The sequence below is a fragment of the Paraburkholderia diazotrophica genome, assembly GCF_038900755.1.
Lineage (GTDB): Bacteria > Pseudomonadota > Gammaproteobacteria > Burkholderiales > Burkholderiaceae > Paraburkholderia > Paraburkholderia diazotrophica_A.
Genome location: NZ_JBBPEN010000005.1, coordinates 56,676 through 72,566 on the forward strand (window position 1 = coordinate 56,676; position 15,891 = coordinate 72,566).

13 protein-coding genes are annotated in these 15,891 nt (G+C 63.2%); 3 read left to right on the forward strand and 10 right to left on the reverse strand.

Annotated features, from left to right (window positions below; all coding sequences use genetic code 11):
• The first annotated feature begins 7 nt into the window (after positions 1-7).
• Positions 8-1,084: a C45 family peptidase gene (locus AABE10_RS17210; protein ID WP_342934490.1), complete on the forward strand. Its 1,077-nt coding sequence runs from the start codon at positions 8-10 to the stop codon at positions 1,082-1,084.
• The gene (locus AABE10_RS17215) at positions 1,041-2,039 is read left to right on the forward strand and encodes a MurR/RpiR family transcriptional regulator (protein ID WP_342934491.1); all 999 of its coding nucleotides are present in this window, start codon (positions 1,041-1,043) and stop codon (positions 2,037-2,039) included. Before AABE10_RS17210 ends, AABE10_RS17215 begins: the two co-directional genes overlap by 44 nt.
• Before the next feature lie 325 nt (positions 2,040-2,364).
• Here AABE10_RS17215 and AABE10_RS17220 read toward each other — a convergent pair whose 3' ends face one another.
• The 6 genes from AABE10_RS17220 to AABE10_RS17245 all read right to left on the reverse strand — a co-directional run bounded on the left by AABE10_RS17220 (position 2,365) and on the right by AABE10_RS17245 (position 9,273).
• Positions 2,365-3,933 (reverse strand): class I adenylate-forming enzyme family protein, encoded by a 1,569-nt coding sequence (locus AABE10_RS17220; protein WP_342934492.1) that lies wholly within the window; start codon positions 3,931-3,933, stop codon positions 2,365-2,367.
• A 148-nt stretch (positions 3,934-4,081) separates the two neighbouring features.
• Positions 4,082-5,227, reverse strand: a complete 1,146-nt coding sequence (locus AABE10_RS17225) for an acyl-CoA dehydrogenase family protein (RefSeq protein ID WP_342934493.1) — start codon at positions 5,225-5,227, stop codon at positions 4,082-4,084.
• Between the two features lie 238 nt (positions 5,228-5,465).
• Entirely contained in the window at positions 5,466-6,494 is a 1,029-nt protein-coding gene (locus AABE10_RS17230) for a nitronate monooxygenase (RefSeq protein WP_342934494.1), read from the reverse strand.
• Positions 6,495-6,578: 84 nt separating this feature from the next.
• Positions 6,579-7,205, reverse strand: a complete 627-nt coding sequence (gene cofC / locus AABE10_RS17235; protein WP_342934495.1) for a 2-phospho-L-lactate guanylyltransferase — start codon at positions 7,203-7,205, stop codon at positions 6,579-6,581.
• 124 nt (positions 7,206-7,329) lie between these two features.
• Entirely contained in the window at positions 7,330-8,022 is a 693-nt protein-coding gene (npdG, locus tag AABE10_RS17240; protein WP_342934496.1) for an NADPH-dependent F420 reductase, read from the reverse strand.
• A 180-nt stretch (positions 8,023-8,202) separates the two neighbouring features.
• Positions 8,203-9,273: an LLM class F420-dependent oxidoreductase gene (locus tag AABE10_RS17245; protein WP_342934497.1), complete on the reverse strand. Its 1,071-nt coding sequence runs from the start codon at positions 9,271-9,273 to the stop codon at positions 8,203-8,205.
• A gap of 700 nt (positions 9,274-9,973) precedes the next feature.
• On the opposite strand from AABE10_RS17245, the gene AABE10_RS17250 reads away from it, so the two are divergent.
• Positions 9,974-10,507, forward strand: coding sequence for an acyltransferase (locus AABE10_RS17250; RefSeq protein ID WP_342934498.1), 534 nt, complete (start codon positions 9,974-9,976; stop codon positions 10,505-10,507).
• Between the two features lie 143 nt (positions 10,508-10,650).
• Here AABE10_RS17250 and AABE10_RS17255 read toward each other — a convergent pair whose 3' ends face one another.
• The 4 genes from AABE10_RS17255 to AABE10_RS17270 all read right to left on the reverse strand — a co-directional run bounded on the left by AABE10_RS17255 (position 10,651) and on the right by AABE10_RS17270 (position 15,831).
• Complete coding sequence (locus tag AABE10_RS17255; protein ID WP_342934499.1) at positions 10,651-11,319, reverse strand: ProQ/FinO family protein; 669 nt, start codon at positions 11,317-11,319, stop codon at positions 10,651-10,653.
• A gap of 321 nt (positions 11,320-11,640) precedes the next feature.
• Positions 11,641-12,861: a porin gene (locus tag AABE10_RS17260; protein WP_342934500.1), complete on the reverse strand. Its 1,221-nt coding sequence runs from the start codon at positions 12,859-12,861 to the stop codon at positions 11,641-11,643.
• 189 nt (positions 12,862-13,050) lie between these two features.
• Positions 13,051-14,958: a bifunctional sugar phosphate isomerase/epimerase/4-hydroxyphenylpyruvate dioxygenase family protein gene (locus AABE10_RS17265; RefSeq protein WP_342934501.1), complete on the reverse strand. Its 1,908-nt coding sequence runs from the start codon at positions 14,956-14,958 to the stop codon at positions 13,051-13,053.
• 27 nt (positions 14,959-14,985) lie between these two features.
• Positions 14,986-15,831: a 3-keto-5-aminohexanoate cleavage protein gene (locus AABE10_RS17270; protein ID WP_342934502.1), complete on the reverse strand. Its 846-nt coding sequence runs from the start codon at positions 15,829-15,831 to the stop codon at positions 14,986-14,988.
• Between the last annotated feature and the right edge of the window lie 60 nt (positions 15,832-15,891).

The window sequence follows — 15,891 nt, forward strand, 5'->3', positions numbered from 1 at the left end:
CGCACACATGCCAGCACTCGGTTTCATCGAAATTTCCGGTTCGCCTTATGAGGCGGGCCAGGCGTTAGGGCGCTTCGGCGCCGACGCCGTGCATCGTCATCTGGTTCATACGCCCGCATGGCGCAACGTGATGCAATGGCGCGGCACGCCAATGGCAGCCGCGATGGCGGCGCACGTCCGGCAGCGGTTTCCGCGCATCTGGTCCGAGTTGCAGGGGCTCGCCGACGGCTTGCGCGTGTCGTTCGACGAAGTCTTTCTCTGGAACTGCCGTGGTGACGTCTGGGCGGCGTCGCCCGATGGATGCACGACGGTGCAGTTGCCGTTTGCCGCGGATAAACGCATCAGCCACAATGAAGACGGCGATCCCGGTTTCGCCGGACATTGCGCGCTTGCGGCGTGCCGTATCGACGGCAGTCCGGGGTTTGTGGCGTTCGTGTATCCGGGCTCGCTGCCGGGGCATACGTTCGCCGTGACGGACGCTGGCCTGGCGATGACGGTCAACAACCTGCGGCAGCGCCAGGTCGAGGCCGGCGTGCCGCGCATGGTGCTCACGCGCGCAGTGCTGGATGCGCCGAGTGTCGATGCCGCGCTTGCCGTGGTGTGCGACAACCCGCGCGCGGGTGGTTTCCATCTGACGCTCGGGGCTTGCGCGAGTCCTGCGCTGCTGAGTGTCGAGTTCAGCGCGCATGGCTTTTCGGCGCGAGAGATCACGCAGCCGTCGCTGCATGCGAATCATGCGATCCATCCGTCGATGCGCGATTTCCCGCAGGTCGTCACGGATTCGTCGCGCGACCGGCAGGCACGCGGCGACGCGTTGTTGAGCGCAGCGCGCGATGAGGGATGCAAAGCGGGCCGCGCGCCTGATCCGCTTGCGATTCTCGCCGATACGCACGGCGCGTCGCTGCCGATCTATCGCGCCGACCCCGCCGACCCGGACGACGAAAACACGCTCGCCACCGCCGATATCGTGATCAGGGCATCTCACATAGAATGGGACGTTTATGAACAGCCAGGCGGGCCGCCACGGTATCGACTGATCGATGGACACAGACAAACGCAACACGCGCCGCACGGCTCTGAATGACGACGAGGCGAGGGCGCCGGAAACGACGGGAACCGCGCCGCGCAGCGTGGACGGACTGCGCGAACTGGTGGTGCGGATCGGGCGCGACGAAGCGGGTCTGTCGCTCGGCGGCAAGGCGCACACGGTGCTGGCGCGACTGCTTGAACGGCCGGAGGAAGTGGCCGTGCGCACCATCACCGATCTGGCGACGGCGCTGGACGTGAATGCGTCGACGCTCACGCGACTCAGCACGAAGCTCGGCTATACCGGGTTCGCCGATTTCCAGAGCGTGTTTCGCGATTCGCTCGCGCAGCGCCATCGGCATTTCTACACGCATCAGGCGGAGCGGCTCGTCGCGGGGAAAAAGGCGCGCACGCAGACGCCTGTGAATGGCGGATCGTCGCCCGAAGTCGAGGTCGTCGCGCAACTGGCGCGCGAATCGATCGGCAACGTCGAGACATTTCTTGCGCAGCTGTCGCCCGACGATTTGCGCGGCGCGGCGGCTTTGCTCGCGAGCGCGCCGCGGGTTCGCGTGCATGGCTTGCGGCAGTTCAGCGCGCTTGCGAGCTTTCTTTGCTACGGGCTCGGGATGATCCGTACGGATGTCGCGTTGCTCGATGCGCAAGGACTCGGCGTGGCCGAAGGACTCGCGCAACTGCAACCGGGCGACGTGGTGGTCGCATCGAGCGTCGCGCCTTACACGCGCAGCGTCGCCGAGGCCGCCGTGGCTGCCGCCGAAGCCGGCATGACGGTGATCGCGATTACGGACACCCTCGCGTCTCCATTGGTGCCGCCCGCGCGCCACGCGTTTCTGATTCCCCATGACAGCAGCTTTTTCAGCAACAGCATGGGCGCATATCTGATCTTTTGCGAAGGCTTGCTGAACCTGGTCGCGACGCATTTGGGAAAACGGTCGTTGCAGGCGTTGTCGCGGCGCGAGCGGTTGATTACGGCGTTGGGGATCGAGACGGGGTGATCTGGGTGCTTCGGGAGCCGGTTTAGGGCTAGTGGCGGAGATTGGCGAGCCATGGTAACTGATGAAGATCCGGTGCCCCGGACCCCGACATTTCTATTTAGGACCTACAGACAGATGGTTGATAATTTATGTTATGTCAAATAACAAACGCACAACCGCAACCCATCCTCTCAACCCGTATCCCAAGACATCCTCCATAAAGCAAACCGCTCAAACGGCCCCGACCATTCCATCGAACAGCCGAAGCCATCGCCGAAGATTCACAACGCGCGTCGGATGCAACGCACCCAATCCTCCACGCGCATCCGACTATCTCCATCAGGCCCTACGACACCATTCGCGCACGGTCCTTCCAATACCGCTCGCGAACCTGTCGACGCAGCACCTTACCGACCACGCTCACCGGAAGCGATTGCACGAACTCAACCGATTTCGGCGCCTTGAACCTGCCGAGGCGGCTCTTGACGTGCTCGATCAGTTCCTCTGGGCTCACCCGCGCGTCGTCCCGCAATACGACCTCCGCATGCACGGCTTCGCCCCATTCCTCGTGCGGCACGCCGACCACCGCGGACATCTGCACGGCCGGATGCGAATTCAGCGCAGCCTCGACTTCGATCGCATACACGTTGAACCCGCCCGTGATGATCACGTCCTTCTTGCGATCGACGATATACAGGAAGCCCTGCTCGTCGATATAACCCATGTCGCCGGATTTCCAGTAACCATCTTCGAACTCGGCCGCCGTGCCTTCCGGATTGTGCAAGTAGCCCGACACCGTGGCGCGCGAGCGGAACCAGAACTCGCCGGTCTCGCCTTGCGCTACGTCCGCGCCGTCATTTCCCACAACCCTGAGGTCCACGCCCGGCGCAACACGCCCGGCCGACGCGAGTTGAGCATCGCTGGCCACAAGATGGTCGGCCTTGGTCAGGCACGTTACGGCCTGGAGGCATTCCGTCGAACCATACTGCTGCACGAAGATATTGCCGAAGCGCTGCTGTGCCTGTCTGAGCTTGGCGGGACTCATCGGTGCGCCGCCGTAGGTCAGCGTGCGCAGCGACGAAAGATCGTGCTGCGCGGCCTCCTGCAATTCCAGCAGCCGGTAAATCAGGGTTGGGAGCAGCAGGCTGAACGTGATCCGCTCGCGCTCGACGTTGCTGCACCACAGCTTGAGATCCGGCGAATTCTGCGTGACCGAGCAGCCGCCGCGAAACAGCGTCGGCAGCAATCCGAGACCCGAGCCGTGACTGATGGGCGCCATGTGCAGATAGCGCGTATCAGGCTCGTAGTGCTGCTCGAATTCCACGTAAAACGAATCGCGCGAGGCGAGCCAGTTGTCCATCGTGTACTGCGCGCATTTGCTGTTCCCCGTCGTGCCGCCCGTGAAGCGGTACACCATGAGATCGTTGAACGCGTCGCTGACGACGCCCGGATTCTCATCCGATACGCCTTCGAGAAGATCCCAGAAGTAGTACAGACCGTCGCGCGTGGCATCCACGGGGTCCATGCAGACCACGGTCACGCCCGACTCATGCAACGTGTCGTAGTAACGGTCGATCAGCGCGTTCTCCATGAACACGACTTTCGGGCGGATGAATTCGAACTGCCGCCGATGTTCGTCCACGGAATCGCGGAAATTGGTCCACGCCGCGGTCGCCTCTCCCTTGAGCGTGGTCCACGCGTGCATCAGCGAGAGGTTGTCGTTTTCCAGCAGGCACATGAACACGTCGCCGCGACGCAACATCAGACGCTCGCGCATCATGTTGACGATCTGGTTGGTGAGGCGATGCAGTTCCCGATAGGTGTAGCGCCGCTGCCGTTCGATATTGACCAGTGCCTCGCGGTCGGCGAACCGGACTGCGAGCTTCTCCATGAGGTTCGCAAAATTGAGTTTCACGCGTTGTCTCCTTTTGTTTATGCATCCGGTTTCTGGAAGATTCGACAGCCATCGCTCCAGTTCGTACGCCTGATTGCGCGGCCCGGCCGTCGATGCCGGACCTTTTGCCCGAGGAAGACCGGCTCTCCCGATGTCCGGCCGAATAGGCCTAGACCAGGTTGCGAGCGATGATGAGCTTCTGGATGTGACTCGTTCCTTCGTAAATCTTGGTCACGCGCGCATCGCGGTAATAGCGCTCAACGGGGAAGTCGGCGAGATATCCGTAGCCGCCGTGAATCTGCAACGCATCCGAGCACACTTTCTCGGCAATCTCGCTGGCGTAGAGCTTCGCCATCGACGCTTCGGACGCGCACGGGATACCCGCCGTATGCAGTCTCGCTGCGTGAAGGACGAATTGGTGCGCCACTGCGACCTGGGTCGCCATGTCCGCCAGATCGAACCCTACGCCCTGCAGATTGATAATGGGCGAGCCATAGGCTTCGCGTTCTCTCGCGTATTGGACGGCGGCTTCAAGCGCAGCGCGCGCCACTCCGACCGCGACGGCCGCAATCCCGATGCGCCCTTCGGAAAATCCGCTCATCAACCGCTTGTAGGCAGTGCCCTCTTCGCCAAGAAGATTTTCGACGGGAACGCGGCAATTATCCAGTTGGATCTGCGCGACATGTGCCGAGCGCTGTCCCAGTTTATTTTCGACGCGCGCGACGACATAGCCCGGATCGCTGGGATCGACGATGAACATGCTCCCGCCACCCTTCCCCGCGTTCTTGTCGGTGATGGCGAACGCAAAGGCGAAGCCGGCTTCGCTGCCGTTCGAGATGAACTGCTTCGTGCCGTTCAGCACGTAGTGGTCGCCTTCGCGCCGTGCCGACGTGCGGAACGCCGCCGTATCGGAACCTGCCTGCGGTTCGGTCAGAAGCCCCGCGCCGATGGTCTTGCCGGACACCAGATCGGGAAGATAGCGCGCCTTCTGCGCGGCGTTGCCCTCGGAGGCGAGCATGCCGCCCATCGCGTTGTGAACGTGCAGGATCGTCGCGAATCCGGCGTCGGCTGCTGCGAAGGCTTCGATAGCGAGACAGTACTCGACGAAGCTCGCCCCCGACCCGCCGTACTCGGGAGAAACCAGCATGCCGAGAAATCCGAGCTCGGCTACCTGATGCAATTCGGCATGCGGCCACGCGCACGTCCTGTCGCGTTCGGCCGCAGTCGGCGCCACGACCTCCGCCGCGACCTTTCTTGCCGTTTCGCGAATCATCAGCTCCTGCTCGCTGAGAAACGCCGCTGAATTGTCTTTCATGGTCATTCCACCCGTTGGTTTCGTGTCAATATGGGATTGCGATGCCGCCGCTTTCTCAGGCTTGCGCTCTCGCGCCCTGCCGCCCTTGCGCGCCCGTCCGCCGTCGAAAAGAATGCGGATGGCCTTCCTGTTTTCTATTCCTTACTAATGTCGATGCATCGTTGTCGTTGACCTGTCGCGATTCAATCCGGGTTGCAACGTCCAACCGCGCGCCACATCGACGTCGACAACGAAGCGATCAAGCCGACACCATCCGGTTCTGTATCTCTTCTGCTTGCTGGAGCGCTCGTTGAATGATCGCCTCGGCGGACAGCACCTCGTCGATCAGCCCCTGAGCCTGTCCGATCGGCAAGATTCCGCGCTCCATGTCGCCTTTCCTGATGGACAGCAGCGTGGACTTCGTCAATGCGCCGATCTGCACTTGCTGCACCAGGTTCGCAGGCCGAGCGAGCGCCATTCTCACAATCTGAGGCAACGACAGGCCGAGCTGTGCGGCGCTTGCCAGCGCACTCGGCACGGCTTCGATGAAGCTGATCGCGCGACGCGCGCGCTTGCGCGCGGCTCGCGTGTCCATCACACGGCATGGAATCCCGTCGAAGTTCGGGCTGTACAGCGTGTCGGCCACGCTCTTGCTGATCGCCGTATCCTTTGCGTGCGCGTGCAGCGGGCTTTCGCGCGACAGCGCGAAGCGCGTACCCATCGCGATGGCGTCGGCGCCGAGCGCCAGCGCCGCGACCAACCCTCGCCCGTCAGCGAACCCGCCCGCCGCGATGATGGGTAGCTCCACGGCATCGCGCACGGCGGGCACGAGCGTCAGCGACGTCGCAGCGCCGCCATGTCCGGCCGCTTCGTGACCCGTCACGATCAGCGCGTCTGCGCCGGCTGCCTGAGCAGCGCGCGCATGCTTTTCGGTCGTGACCGTGCTGACGATCTTGCCGCCATAGGCGTGAACGGCATCGGTGATTTCCTGGCTTCGTCCAAGCGACAGATTCACGACGGGCACGCGCTCTTCCAGCGCGACGCGCACGTTTCCCGCCGCAAACGCCGTCAGCATCGTGATGTTGATGCCGAATGGACGCGAGGTGATCGCGCGCACGCGCCGGATGGACTCGCGCGTCGATTCGGGGGTCAACGGGGCTGTCGCAAGAATGCCCAGCCCTCCCGCTTCGGAGACCGCTGCGACGAGTTCCGGTACGGCAATGTGGCTCATGCCCGAACAGATGATCGGATGCTCGATACCGAACAGTCGTGTGATACGGGTTTCCAAAGTTGATCTCCTTATTGGTTTGCATCGGGGAGCGTTCATGTCCAGATCGCACATCGCACTCGGACTTGCGGTTCGCATACGCCCCTACGCTGCCCGCGCGTGCGGCCACAGCCATGGCACGACGAAACGCAGCGCTTGCAGATCGGCCGGCGTGTCGAGATCGACGGCAAGCCCCGGCCGCTGAACTTCGACGACCGGCAAGCCGTGTCGCGCCGCCGCGCTGCGGTGTCGTCCTGCACTGTCCTTGCCGAAGCTGAACGCGAACGGCGCGTCGAGCGCCAGGCATAGCGCGTTGGTGCCGTGACCCGTGTGGTCACGTGCAAGCGCGACGCCGGTGGCCTCGGAAGCGGCTGTTGCCAGCGCGATCAGATCGTCGGCGCACAGCAACGGCAGATCGCACGACACCGTCATCAGGCGTGATCCGCGATTCGCACCGAGATGGGCGCGTGCTTCGTCGAGAGCGCCGTTCATCCCCGTGCGATCGCGCTCGATGAGCCACTCGACGCCCGCCCTGTGCGCCGCAGCCGCTACCTCGGCACAGCGCGTCACGACGAGCGTGCGTCCGCGTCCGGGAAACCGCGAGGCCTCGGCCAGCACATGCTCGAGCAGCATCGTGTTGAGACGAACGCGTTCGTGCTCGCTCAATACGCCGGCGAGGCGTTGCTTGCCGCTGCGTATCGATCGAACGGGTACGACGAGCCAGGGTTTCATGCGTTCGCTCTCATGCCGGACCGATCGCGCGCGTCGCGCACACGTGCCGCAAGAACATCGCCCGCGGATAAAAGCGCGACGACTGCCATTGCCGTCGAAACGATCGGCTTCGGTTGCCGCAGCTTCATTGCTCGTGCGCGTGAGGATCGGCTTCGAAACCGGTGATACGAATGCCCGCACCCGGAATCTTGTAGCGCGAATTGATGGCGATGAGCACCGAGGTCAATGCCTCCGCAGCCGCGGCGTTGCAGATGGGCCCCGCATGGTACGCACGCAGGCCGATCGCGCGCGCGAGACCGATGACGGTGTCACGCGCGTCGATGTCGTCGCCGCATACGAGCACATCGCATGCGACCTCATGCGTGAGATCGCGCAGATGATGCGCCGAGACGTTCTGGAATGCCGCGACAACGCGCACGTCTGCGCCGAGATGCGCCTGCATCTGCGCGACGGCCGAACCGCCCTCGGGCAGTTGCACGCGTGCGACTTTGGGCGGAACGAGCGGCACGGTCGCGTCGATCAGAATCTTGCCGCCGAGACTGCTGCGCACCTCATCGGCCGTGGCGCGTGCAGCCGCATACGGCACCGTCAGCGCGACGATGTCGGCTGCCCGCGCGGCAGTCGGATTGTCCTGCCATGTCAACGCCGCGTGGCCGAGCACATCGTTGAGTTCCGCGCATATGCGCGCGGCCTTCTCGGCGTTGCGCGAGCCGATGATGACCCTGTAGCCGGCCTGCGCCCAGCGCAATGCGAGCCCGCTGCCTTCATTGCCCGTTCCGCCCAGCACGGCGATCGTCGGTTTTTGCTGTTGCACCATGTTGCCCTTCGCGTGTCTGTTCGATTCTCGCGACCCTGAATGGCCGCGTCGTGTTGGCTATGCGCACTCCGGCGCCGCGCACATTTCGCTGTGCTGCCGGTGTGCTGCTCAAGTCCGGGCACGTCACGCTCCGGTGACGTATCGCCCGTCCCGCTCGTGCCCACTCAAGCGATGGCCGGTTCAATCATCGAGGCTCAATGTCACGCAACCGGAGCGCTTCGCGATATCGACGAACGCTCGCAGTTGCGACATCCTCTCCTCGACATTGCTCGTCTCGAACATCGGGATGACGGTATGGACACCGGCGTTCTGATACGCGTGCAGCCGCTCTGCGATCCGGTCAGCGGGGCCGCAAAGCGTCACCATGTCGACGAGTTCGTCGGGCAGCAGCGCGGCTGCCTCGGCCTTGCGTCCGGACAGATAAAGCTCCTGGACCTGTTCGGCGACGTCGCCATAGCCATACGAGCTCACGAGCGTCTTGTAGAAGTTGTTTTCCTTCGAGCCCATGCCGCCGACGTACAACGCAAGTTTCGGCCGCATCGTGTTGCGTGCCCGCGCGAGGTCGTCGTCGATATGAGCGATCACGTTGACCATGACGTCAATCGAGGACGGGTCGCGGCCGGCCGCGCGCGCGCCCGCCTCCAGCGGCGCGCGCAGCGTCGCTGCGTGCTCGGGCGCGAACCAGAATGGGAGCCAGCCGTCGGCGATCTCGCCGCACAATTCGATGTTCTTCGGACCGAGCGCGGCGAGCAGAATCGGCACAGCGGAACGCACCGGATGCATGATCAGCCTGAGCGGTTTGCCCTCGGTCCCTGGCAGCGGCAGGCGTATCGTCTCGCCGTGGTACTCGAGCGGCTTGTCGCGGCGCAGAATCATGCGGATCACGTCGACGTATTCCCGGGTGCGCAACAGCGGCTTTGCGAACGGCACGCCGTGCCAGCCTTCCGAGACTTGCGTGCCACTTGGGCCGAGGCCCATCAGCAGGCGTCCGTTCGAGAGCCAGTCGAGCGTCGCGGCCGTTTGTGCCGTCATGGCAGCCGTTCGGCCGGGAATCGCAAAGATGCCCGCGCCGATCTGAATGCGCTTCGTGCAGGCCGCAAGTGCAGCGAGGACCGTTGCTGCGTCGTTGCCATACGGCTCGCCGACCCACAGCGAACGGTAGCCGAGTCGCTCCGCCTCCTGTGCGTATTCGATTTCCTGGGCTGGTGTGAAGACGGTGGCGATATACCCCATGTTGATGCCGATATGCATGCTGCTTGTCTCCTGTTCGACTCGACCGGGTTCGGGGATTGCTGATGTTTATCAGGCAGTTCGTGGCGCAATGCTATGCCAATACGTTTTGTGCGCACCCTGTCCTTTGAGGGGGTAGAGGCGCATGCAGTCCGGCCTTCGGGGCCGTTTTCAGGGCGTTGCTGGACCGTCCGGCAGAGCGTCACAGGACTGCGATGAGCGACCGATTCAGGGCAAGAGAAGGCATGCGCGAAAGTTCAGCCCAAACGTAGTCAGGCCAACGGCGCATGGCGTGTCGAAGCTACGCGCTCGCTGTCGCGAACGGCGTTGCGTTATGCATAGCGAAATGCCGGACCGCCTGCGCATGATGGCAGAGCGTCGATACAGCGCTGGTCAAGGCGAAAAGGGGAACATTCCGACGCGCATCGTGCGATTGCGTCGACGTCGCAGCGCATGACGCCTGACTTCGCGCCAAAACCCCTTCTGAATGGGCCACTTGAGGGACGAAGCGGGCTCGCCGGTGCAAGCGATCGGTAAGATCACACTTTTAGTCGAACCAGGCGGTTCGATGGCAACGGTCCATCGAGCGAGCCGGGGTTATCGACATGTCCTTCAAAGAACGGCTGAAGTCAGAACAACCTACCCGCGCGTGCGCCTCACCGGGCACGGCGACGTTCGACCGCGCGAGGACGGCACGATGCGCGGTAATCGAGGGAGAACGATGAAGCTACTGACGGCACTGAAACGACACATCTTCATGAGCCTCGGCAACATGATGCCGATGTACGGCCCTTTCAACCGCACGCGCGCTTCGATGTACCGCAAGGCAGGCATGATGATCGGCAAGGACGTGACGATCATCGGACCGTTGAATGTCGAGATGAGCCTCAACGAGGAAACGCTCCGCGGCATTTCGATCGGAGACCGCGCGTATCTGAACGCCGATACGCGCCTCGCGTGTCGCAACAGCCGGATCTCGATCGGCGTCGACGTGCAGATCGGACCGCGTGTGTCGTTCGAGACGGCGACGCATGGTCTCGTGTTCGAACCCGAGCTCGGGCGCGGACTGGATCACCAGGAGATCCGCATCGAAAACAAGGTGTGGATCGGTGCGGGCGCCACCATCTTGCCCGGCGTGACGATTCACGAGGCGGCGGTGGTTGCCGCAGGAGCCGTCGTGACGAAGGACGTGCCGGCCTACACGCTCGTCGGCGGCGTGCCGGCACGAAAAATCAAGGATATCGAGCGCACGTGACGCACGCGGCGCGCGCTGCATGACGCAGAAATGGGCGGCGAGGATGTGTCGCCCGATTTGTCATCGCTCAGGGCATTCATTCCCCGCCCCTTTCCCCGTCCCTTTCGCTGCCCCTTTTCGCGCCCCGCTCGGCTAACGGACTATCAGCCGCGAGCCTGATCCGCTTCGGAAGACGCCTTGCCTTCATCGGCGGCAGCGCTTTCCGGCTCCGGCTTGCCACCGTCCTCCGCAGCCTTCGCGACGGCATTTGCTTCGCCCTCCGGCTTGGCGGGCTTCGTCCGACCGCCCGAGCGACGGCGCGCAAACGCCGAATCCGATGCCGTGACCTTGCCGGTTTCGGTGCCCGTCAGATCGACGCGCGGCGCGCCTTCCGTCAGGCTCGCCCAATAGCGGCTGCCGCGGCACCAGGTGCTCACGGCGTCGCGGATTTCCTGCTCGGTCAGCTTCAGATCGCCCGCTTGCGCAAGCAGGTCTTCGAGAATGCCGATCTTCAGCGCCACCTTCGGCGCAGGATTCTTCGGAAACGCCAGCGGAAAGCGCTTCTGCAATTTGCCGATGGTATGCACGACGGGATCGACGGGATTTTGCCGCGCGGCCGGCCGTGCCTGTGCCGGCTTGCCCGCTGGCTTGCCGGCCGGCTTCGCGGCAGGCTTTGCCGCCGGCCTGGCGTCCCGGGGTTGTGCGTCCTTCGCTTTGGCATCCTTGGCGCCCGTCCGGGTCGCCTGCTCTTTCGCCGCCTGCTTTTGCTTGCGCTGCGCGTTTGCCTGTTTGGCGAGTTCGTCCCTCAGCTTCGCCAGTTGTTCAAAGCCCATGTGTTCACCTGTATTGCAATGACGCAGGATTGTAGCAGCCGACGAGCATCTTCATCCCGGCCGGCCACCCACTGCCGTGCGCATATCATGCACTTTCTTGATGGCCCTTTCTTGATGCTCCGCGCGATATGCGCGCTTTCGCAATGAAACGCGCGACGCGCGGCAGTAGCCGACGCCATAAGCAAACTGCGGTCCTGATACGCGCCGATCACAGTGAAGTTGTCGTCACATGCAATTCTGCGCGAGATTCACGCATGAAAAACAAAAGCGCCGCAAATGCGGCGCTTTTTGCTGATTCCGATGCATGAACAACAATCGGCGTCAGAACCGGTGCACGATACCCACGCCCACGCCGACCATGCTGCGCGATGACGAAGGCGATGAATTGAAGCCGTCGCCGAGCGTCGCCGTTGCGTTGATGATATTGCCGGCACCGTTGTTGCCGAGCGTCTGGCCATTCGCGCGCTGATAGGCCTCCAACGCATACAGTCCCGTGCGCTTCGACAGCGAGTAGTACTCGGACAGGTTGAACTGCTGGTACTGCGCGCTGCTCGCGATGCCGTTGGCTTTCGTCGCGCGCGTGTAGCTGTAGCCCGTCGCGAAGTCCCATGCGGCCGTCGGCTTCCAGTGCAGCACGATGCCGCCCGTGTTCCAGATCGCCTCGCTGTGGAACGCCGAGCCGGCGCCCGGAATGTACTGCACGTTCGTATACGTTGCCGTGATGTCGAACTGGTTGCTGAACGTGTAGCCGAGACCGACTGCGAAGCGCTGCTGCGCCTGCGCCGTGCGATAGCCGTTGGTCACAGCCGAAACACCCGTCTGCGCGCCCGCATTCGACGTCGTCGAATCGGCGCCGAATGCGCCGCCGCCGACCGTCGAGTTGTTGATCCGCGAGAAGCCCACGGCAATACCGACCGGCCCCTGCGCGTACTGGATTGCCGTGCTCCACGTCGAGCCTTGGTTCACGCTGCCCGGCACGCCCGCAAACGAATATGAGCCGCTGAACTTGAAGCCGTAGAGCGACGGCGACATATACAGCAGCGTGTTGTTCGCCCGATAGATCGTGTCGAGGCCATCGACGTCGCCGGGGTGCGCGCCGTAGAAGCCGGTGAGCCACGTCGTCGGGCTATACGGCGACAGCAGCTGGTAGTACGACGCATACTGACGGCCCGCCGTCAGCGTGCCATACGTGGCATTCGTCACGCCGACGAAGGCCTGGCGGCTGAACATCAGGTTGGACGTCGACATCGCGCCGTTATTGCCGCTGAAGCCTTCTTCCAATGTGAAGATCGCCTTCGTGCCGCCGCCCAGGTCTTCCGCGCCCTTCAGACCGAAGCGGCTGCCCGCCCATACGCCCGTGATCATCTTGAACGCCGAGTGGCCGCCCGACGTCGAGCCGAGCGTCGTCGAACTCGACTGATAGCCGATGCCGTTATCGACGATGCCGTACAGCGTCACGCTGCTCTGCGCGAACGCGGGTATCGAGGCCAGCATCGCTGCGCCGGCCAATGCCGCTTTGACTTCGGGGTAACGTCTTTTCATCTCCAAGTCCTCTTTATGTTTGACTGTTATGACGATGCTTCGCATTGCGTGTCGGCGGCGAACAAACGAACGGACACACGAAGACCGTCGCCGCCAGTGCCGCGTGGAATTGCTGGGAAAGCCGAATTAACGCTGGAAAACAGGGGTATTGCGAGGACCGCTAAGGGTTACTGCCAATGCGCACCGCTTTCATGTCGTCGAGCCGTTCTTACGTTGAGCTTGTGCAGCGAGCCGCACGGGTGCGTTGACTGCGCCGTATCCGTCGTATCCACCCGCGCGCTGGACGACCTCGAGAAAGAAGCGGCCGTCCATCTGCTCCGTGTAGACATGGAAGAACTCGCCGCCTTGCGCATCCCTGTCGTAGAGCACGTGGGCATCGCGCATCTTCGTCACCATGTCATCAGGGAAATCGTAACGTGCTTCAAGGTCGTCGTAATAGTTTGGCGGGATCTTCAATAGCCGAACGTCGCGTGCGCGCAACTGTTCGACAGCGGCGAAGATGTCGTCGGTGACGAAAGCCACGTGACTCAGGCCCGAGCCGCGATACGTATGCAGCGACTCGGCAACGGACGTGTGCCCGTCTTGCGATGCGTTCAGAACGATGCGCACGGAGCCGTCGGCGCTGCGCACTGCGCGGCTGCGCACGAGTCCATAAGGATCGGGAAGCAGCCACGCGGGCTCGGCCTCGAAGCCGAATACGGCCTTGAAGTACAGGACCCAGGTGTCGAGCGCATCGGCGGGCAGGTTCAGGCACACGTGATCGATGCGCTCGAGCGCGCCTTGCTCTGCCGGCGAATGCGCGGCATCGGGCGCGGGCGGGTTCAGAACGAAGTCGGCTTCATAGAGTGTCGGCTCGTCGGGCCGCGCATCGACGAAGTAATGCAGGCTGCCATCGGGCGCACGCACGCTGGGCACGACGCGCTCGTTTGGCCCGACGCGGCCCGAAAACGGTGCATAGCCGAACGACGTCGCGCGCTCGAACACGCGCGCCGCATCGTCGACCTGAAACGCCGACGCGCACAGCGACAAACCATGCGTATGAAAGAACTCGCTCGCGAACGAATCGGTCTCGGCGTTGAGCACGATCGACGCATCGCCTTGCTGATAGAGCGTCACGTCTTTCGATCGATGCCGGCCCGCCGCATGAAATCCTGCTTCGGCAAAGCGTTGCGCGAGACGCGGCGCGCTCGTCGAATCGACGGCGAACTCGATGAACTGAAAACCCGAAATCGACGGCGGCACGGGCGGCGTGAACAAAGGCTGCTGTGCCTCGGGCGCGACGCGTCGCCGCGCGGCCTGCTCTTCGAGATACAGCAGCGAGCGATAGCCGTCGGCGGCCGTCGCGGCAGTCGGCGCGGCACGAAAGCCGTCGTTGAAAATCTCCAGCGAAAACGGTCCTCGATAACCCGTTGCGAGCACGCGATCCGCGAAGCCCGCCACGTCGAAATCGCCCTGCCCGGGAAAGCATCGATAGTGGCGGCTCCATTCGAGCACGTCCATTTTCTGCAGGGGCGCATCCGCGATCTGCACGAATGCGATGCGCTCGCCCGGAATGTCGGCGATGGGATCGATCGGGTCGCCGAGCGACAGCGTGTGAAAGCTGTCGAGTATCACGCCGAGGCTCGGATGATCGACGGCATCGACGAGCCGCCATGCGTGACGATACGAATTCACATGCTTGCCCCACGCAAGCGCCTCGAAGCCGACGCGCACCCCTTCGCGCTCGGCGAGTAGCGCAAGCTGGCCAAGCTGATCGACGATCAGCGCATCGTCCGCGATCACGTTTGCATTGACGTTGCTGCACACGAGCACGAGATCGGTGCCGAGCTCGTGCATCAACTCGAATTTGCGCTGCGCGCGGTTCAGGTTCTGCGCGAGCCGCTCCTTCGATACCCCCTCGAAATCGCGAAACGGCTGGAACAGCATGATTTGCAGGCCGAGATCGGCGCAACGCTTGCGGATGTCGGCGGGCGAGCCGTCGAAATACAGCAGGTCGTTCTCGAAGATCTCGACGCCGTCGAAGCCCGCTGCGCGAATCGCGGCGAGCTTCTCGACGAGCGTGCCGCTGACGGACACGGTGGCAATGGAGCGAAGCATGGGTATGACGTCAGTGAAGATTCGTTTCTAAGCCGCGGGCTTGAGCGACAGCAGCTCGCGAGCCTGTTTCGCGGTCGCGACGGGACGGCCGAATTCGCCGCACAGCTTCGCGACGCGCTCGACCAGTTGCGCATTGCTCTTCGCAAGCGTGTCCTTGTCCCAGCGCACGTTGTCTTCGAGACCCGTGCGGCAGTGCCCGCCCATTTCGAGCGTCCAGTAGTTCACTTCGAGCTGGTGACGACCGATGCCGGCTGCCGTCCACGTCGCCGTCGGCAGCAGCTTGCGCAGTTGCGCGACTTCGAATTCGAGAATCTCGCGCCGCGCGGGCAACGCGTTTTTCACGCCCATCACGAACTGCACGTGCACGGGTTCTTTCAACAGCCCTTGCTGAACCAGATCGACGGTGCTGTACAGCATCGCCAGATCGAAGATTTCGATTTCAGGCTTCACGTCGTAATCGAGCATCGTCTGAGCGAGCGCGCGAACGAAATCGGGCGGATTCTCGTAGACGGTCGTCGGAAAGTTCACCGAGCCCGTCGCGAGCGACGCCATGTCGGGGCGCAAATCGAGCATCGCGCCGCGCTGCTCGAACGAACGGCCGCGGCCGCCCGTCGAGAACTGGATGATGATGTCCGGGCAGTGCTTGCGGATGCCTTCCTGGAGCTCCGCGAAACGGTTGCGGTCGGAACTCGATCGCTCGTCTTCGTCGCGCACGTGAAGATGAACGAGCGTCGCGCCCGCTTCATATGCCTCGTGCGTGCTCTCGATCTGTTCGGGCACCGAGATCGGCACGGCCGGGTTGTCCTTCTTGCGCGGCACGGAGCCCGTGATCGCGACGGAGATGATGCAAGGCTGATTCGGATCGTGATTCATGGCAAAACCTTCTTCGATAAAACGCGCGATGCTGCGCGCCGCGTTCTACGTATCGTTCAC

Coding starts and splice junctions, on each gene's coding strand:
- AABE10_RS17225 (WP_342934493.1), bottom strand. CDS start 5,227: ATGAAAGACAATTCAGCGGCGTTTCTCAGCGAGCAGGAGCTGATGATT.
- npdG (WP_342934496.1), bottom strand. CDS start 8,022: ATGGTGCAACAGCAAAAACCGACGATCGCCGTGCTGGGCGGAACGGGC.
- AABE10_RS17245 (WP_342934497.1), bottom strand. CDS start 9,273: ATGCATATCGGCATCAACATGGGGTATATCGCCACCGTCTTCACACCA.
- AABE10_RS17265 (WP_342934501.1), bottom strand. CDS start 14,958: ATGCTTCGCTCCATTGCCACCGTGTCCGTCAGCGGCACGCTCGTCGAG.
- AABE10_RS17260 (WP_342934500.1), bottom strand. CDS start 12,861: ATGAAAAGACGTTACCCCGAAGTCAAAGCGGCATTGGCCGGCGCAGCG.
- AABE10_RS17255 (WP_342934499.1), bottom strand. CDS start 11,319: ATGGGCTTTGAACAACTGGCGAAGCTGAGGGACGAACTCGCCAAACAG.
- AABE10_RS17215 (WP_342934491.1), top strand. CDS start 1,041: ATGGACACAGACAAACGCAACACGCGCCGCACGGCTCTGAATGACGAC.
- cofC (WP_342934495.1), bottom strand. CDS start 7,205: ATGAAACCCTGGCTCGTCGTACCCGTTCGATCGATACGCAGCGGCAAG.
- AABE10_RS17270 (WP_342934502.1), bottom strand. CDS start 15,831: ATGAATCACGATCCGAATCAGCCTTGCATCATCTCCGTCGCGATCACG.
- AABE10_RS17250 (WP_342934498.1), top strand. CDS start 9,974: ATGAAGCTACTGACGGCACTGAAACGACACATCTTCATGAGCCTCGGC.
- AABE10_RS17210 (WP_342934490.1), top strand. CDS start 8: ATGCCAGCACTCGGTTTCATCGAAATTTCCGGTTCGCCTTATGAGGCG.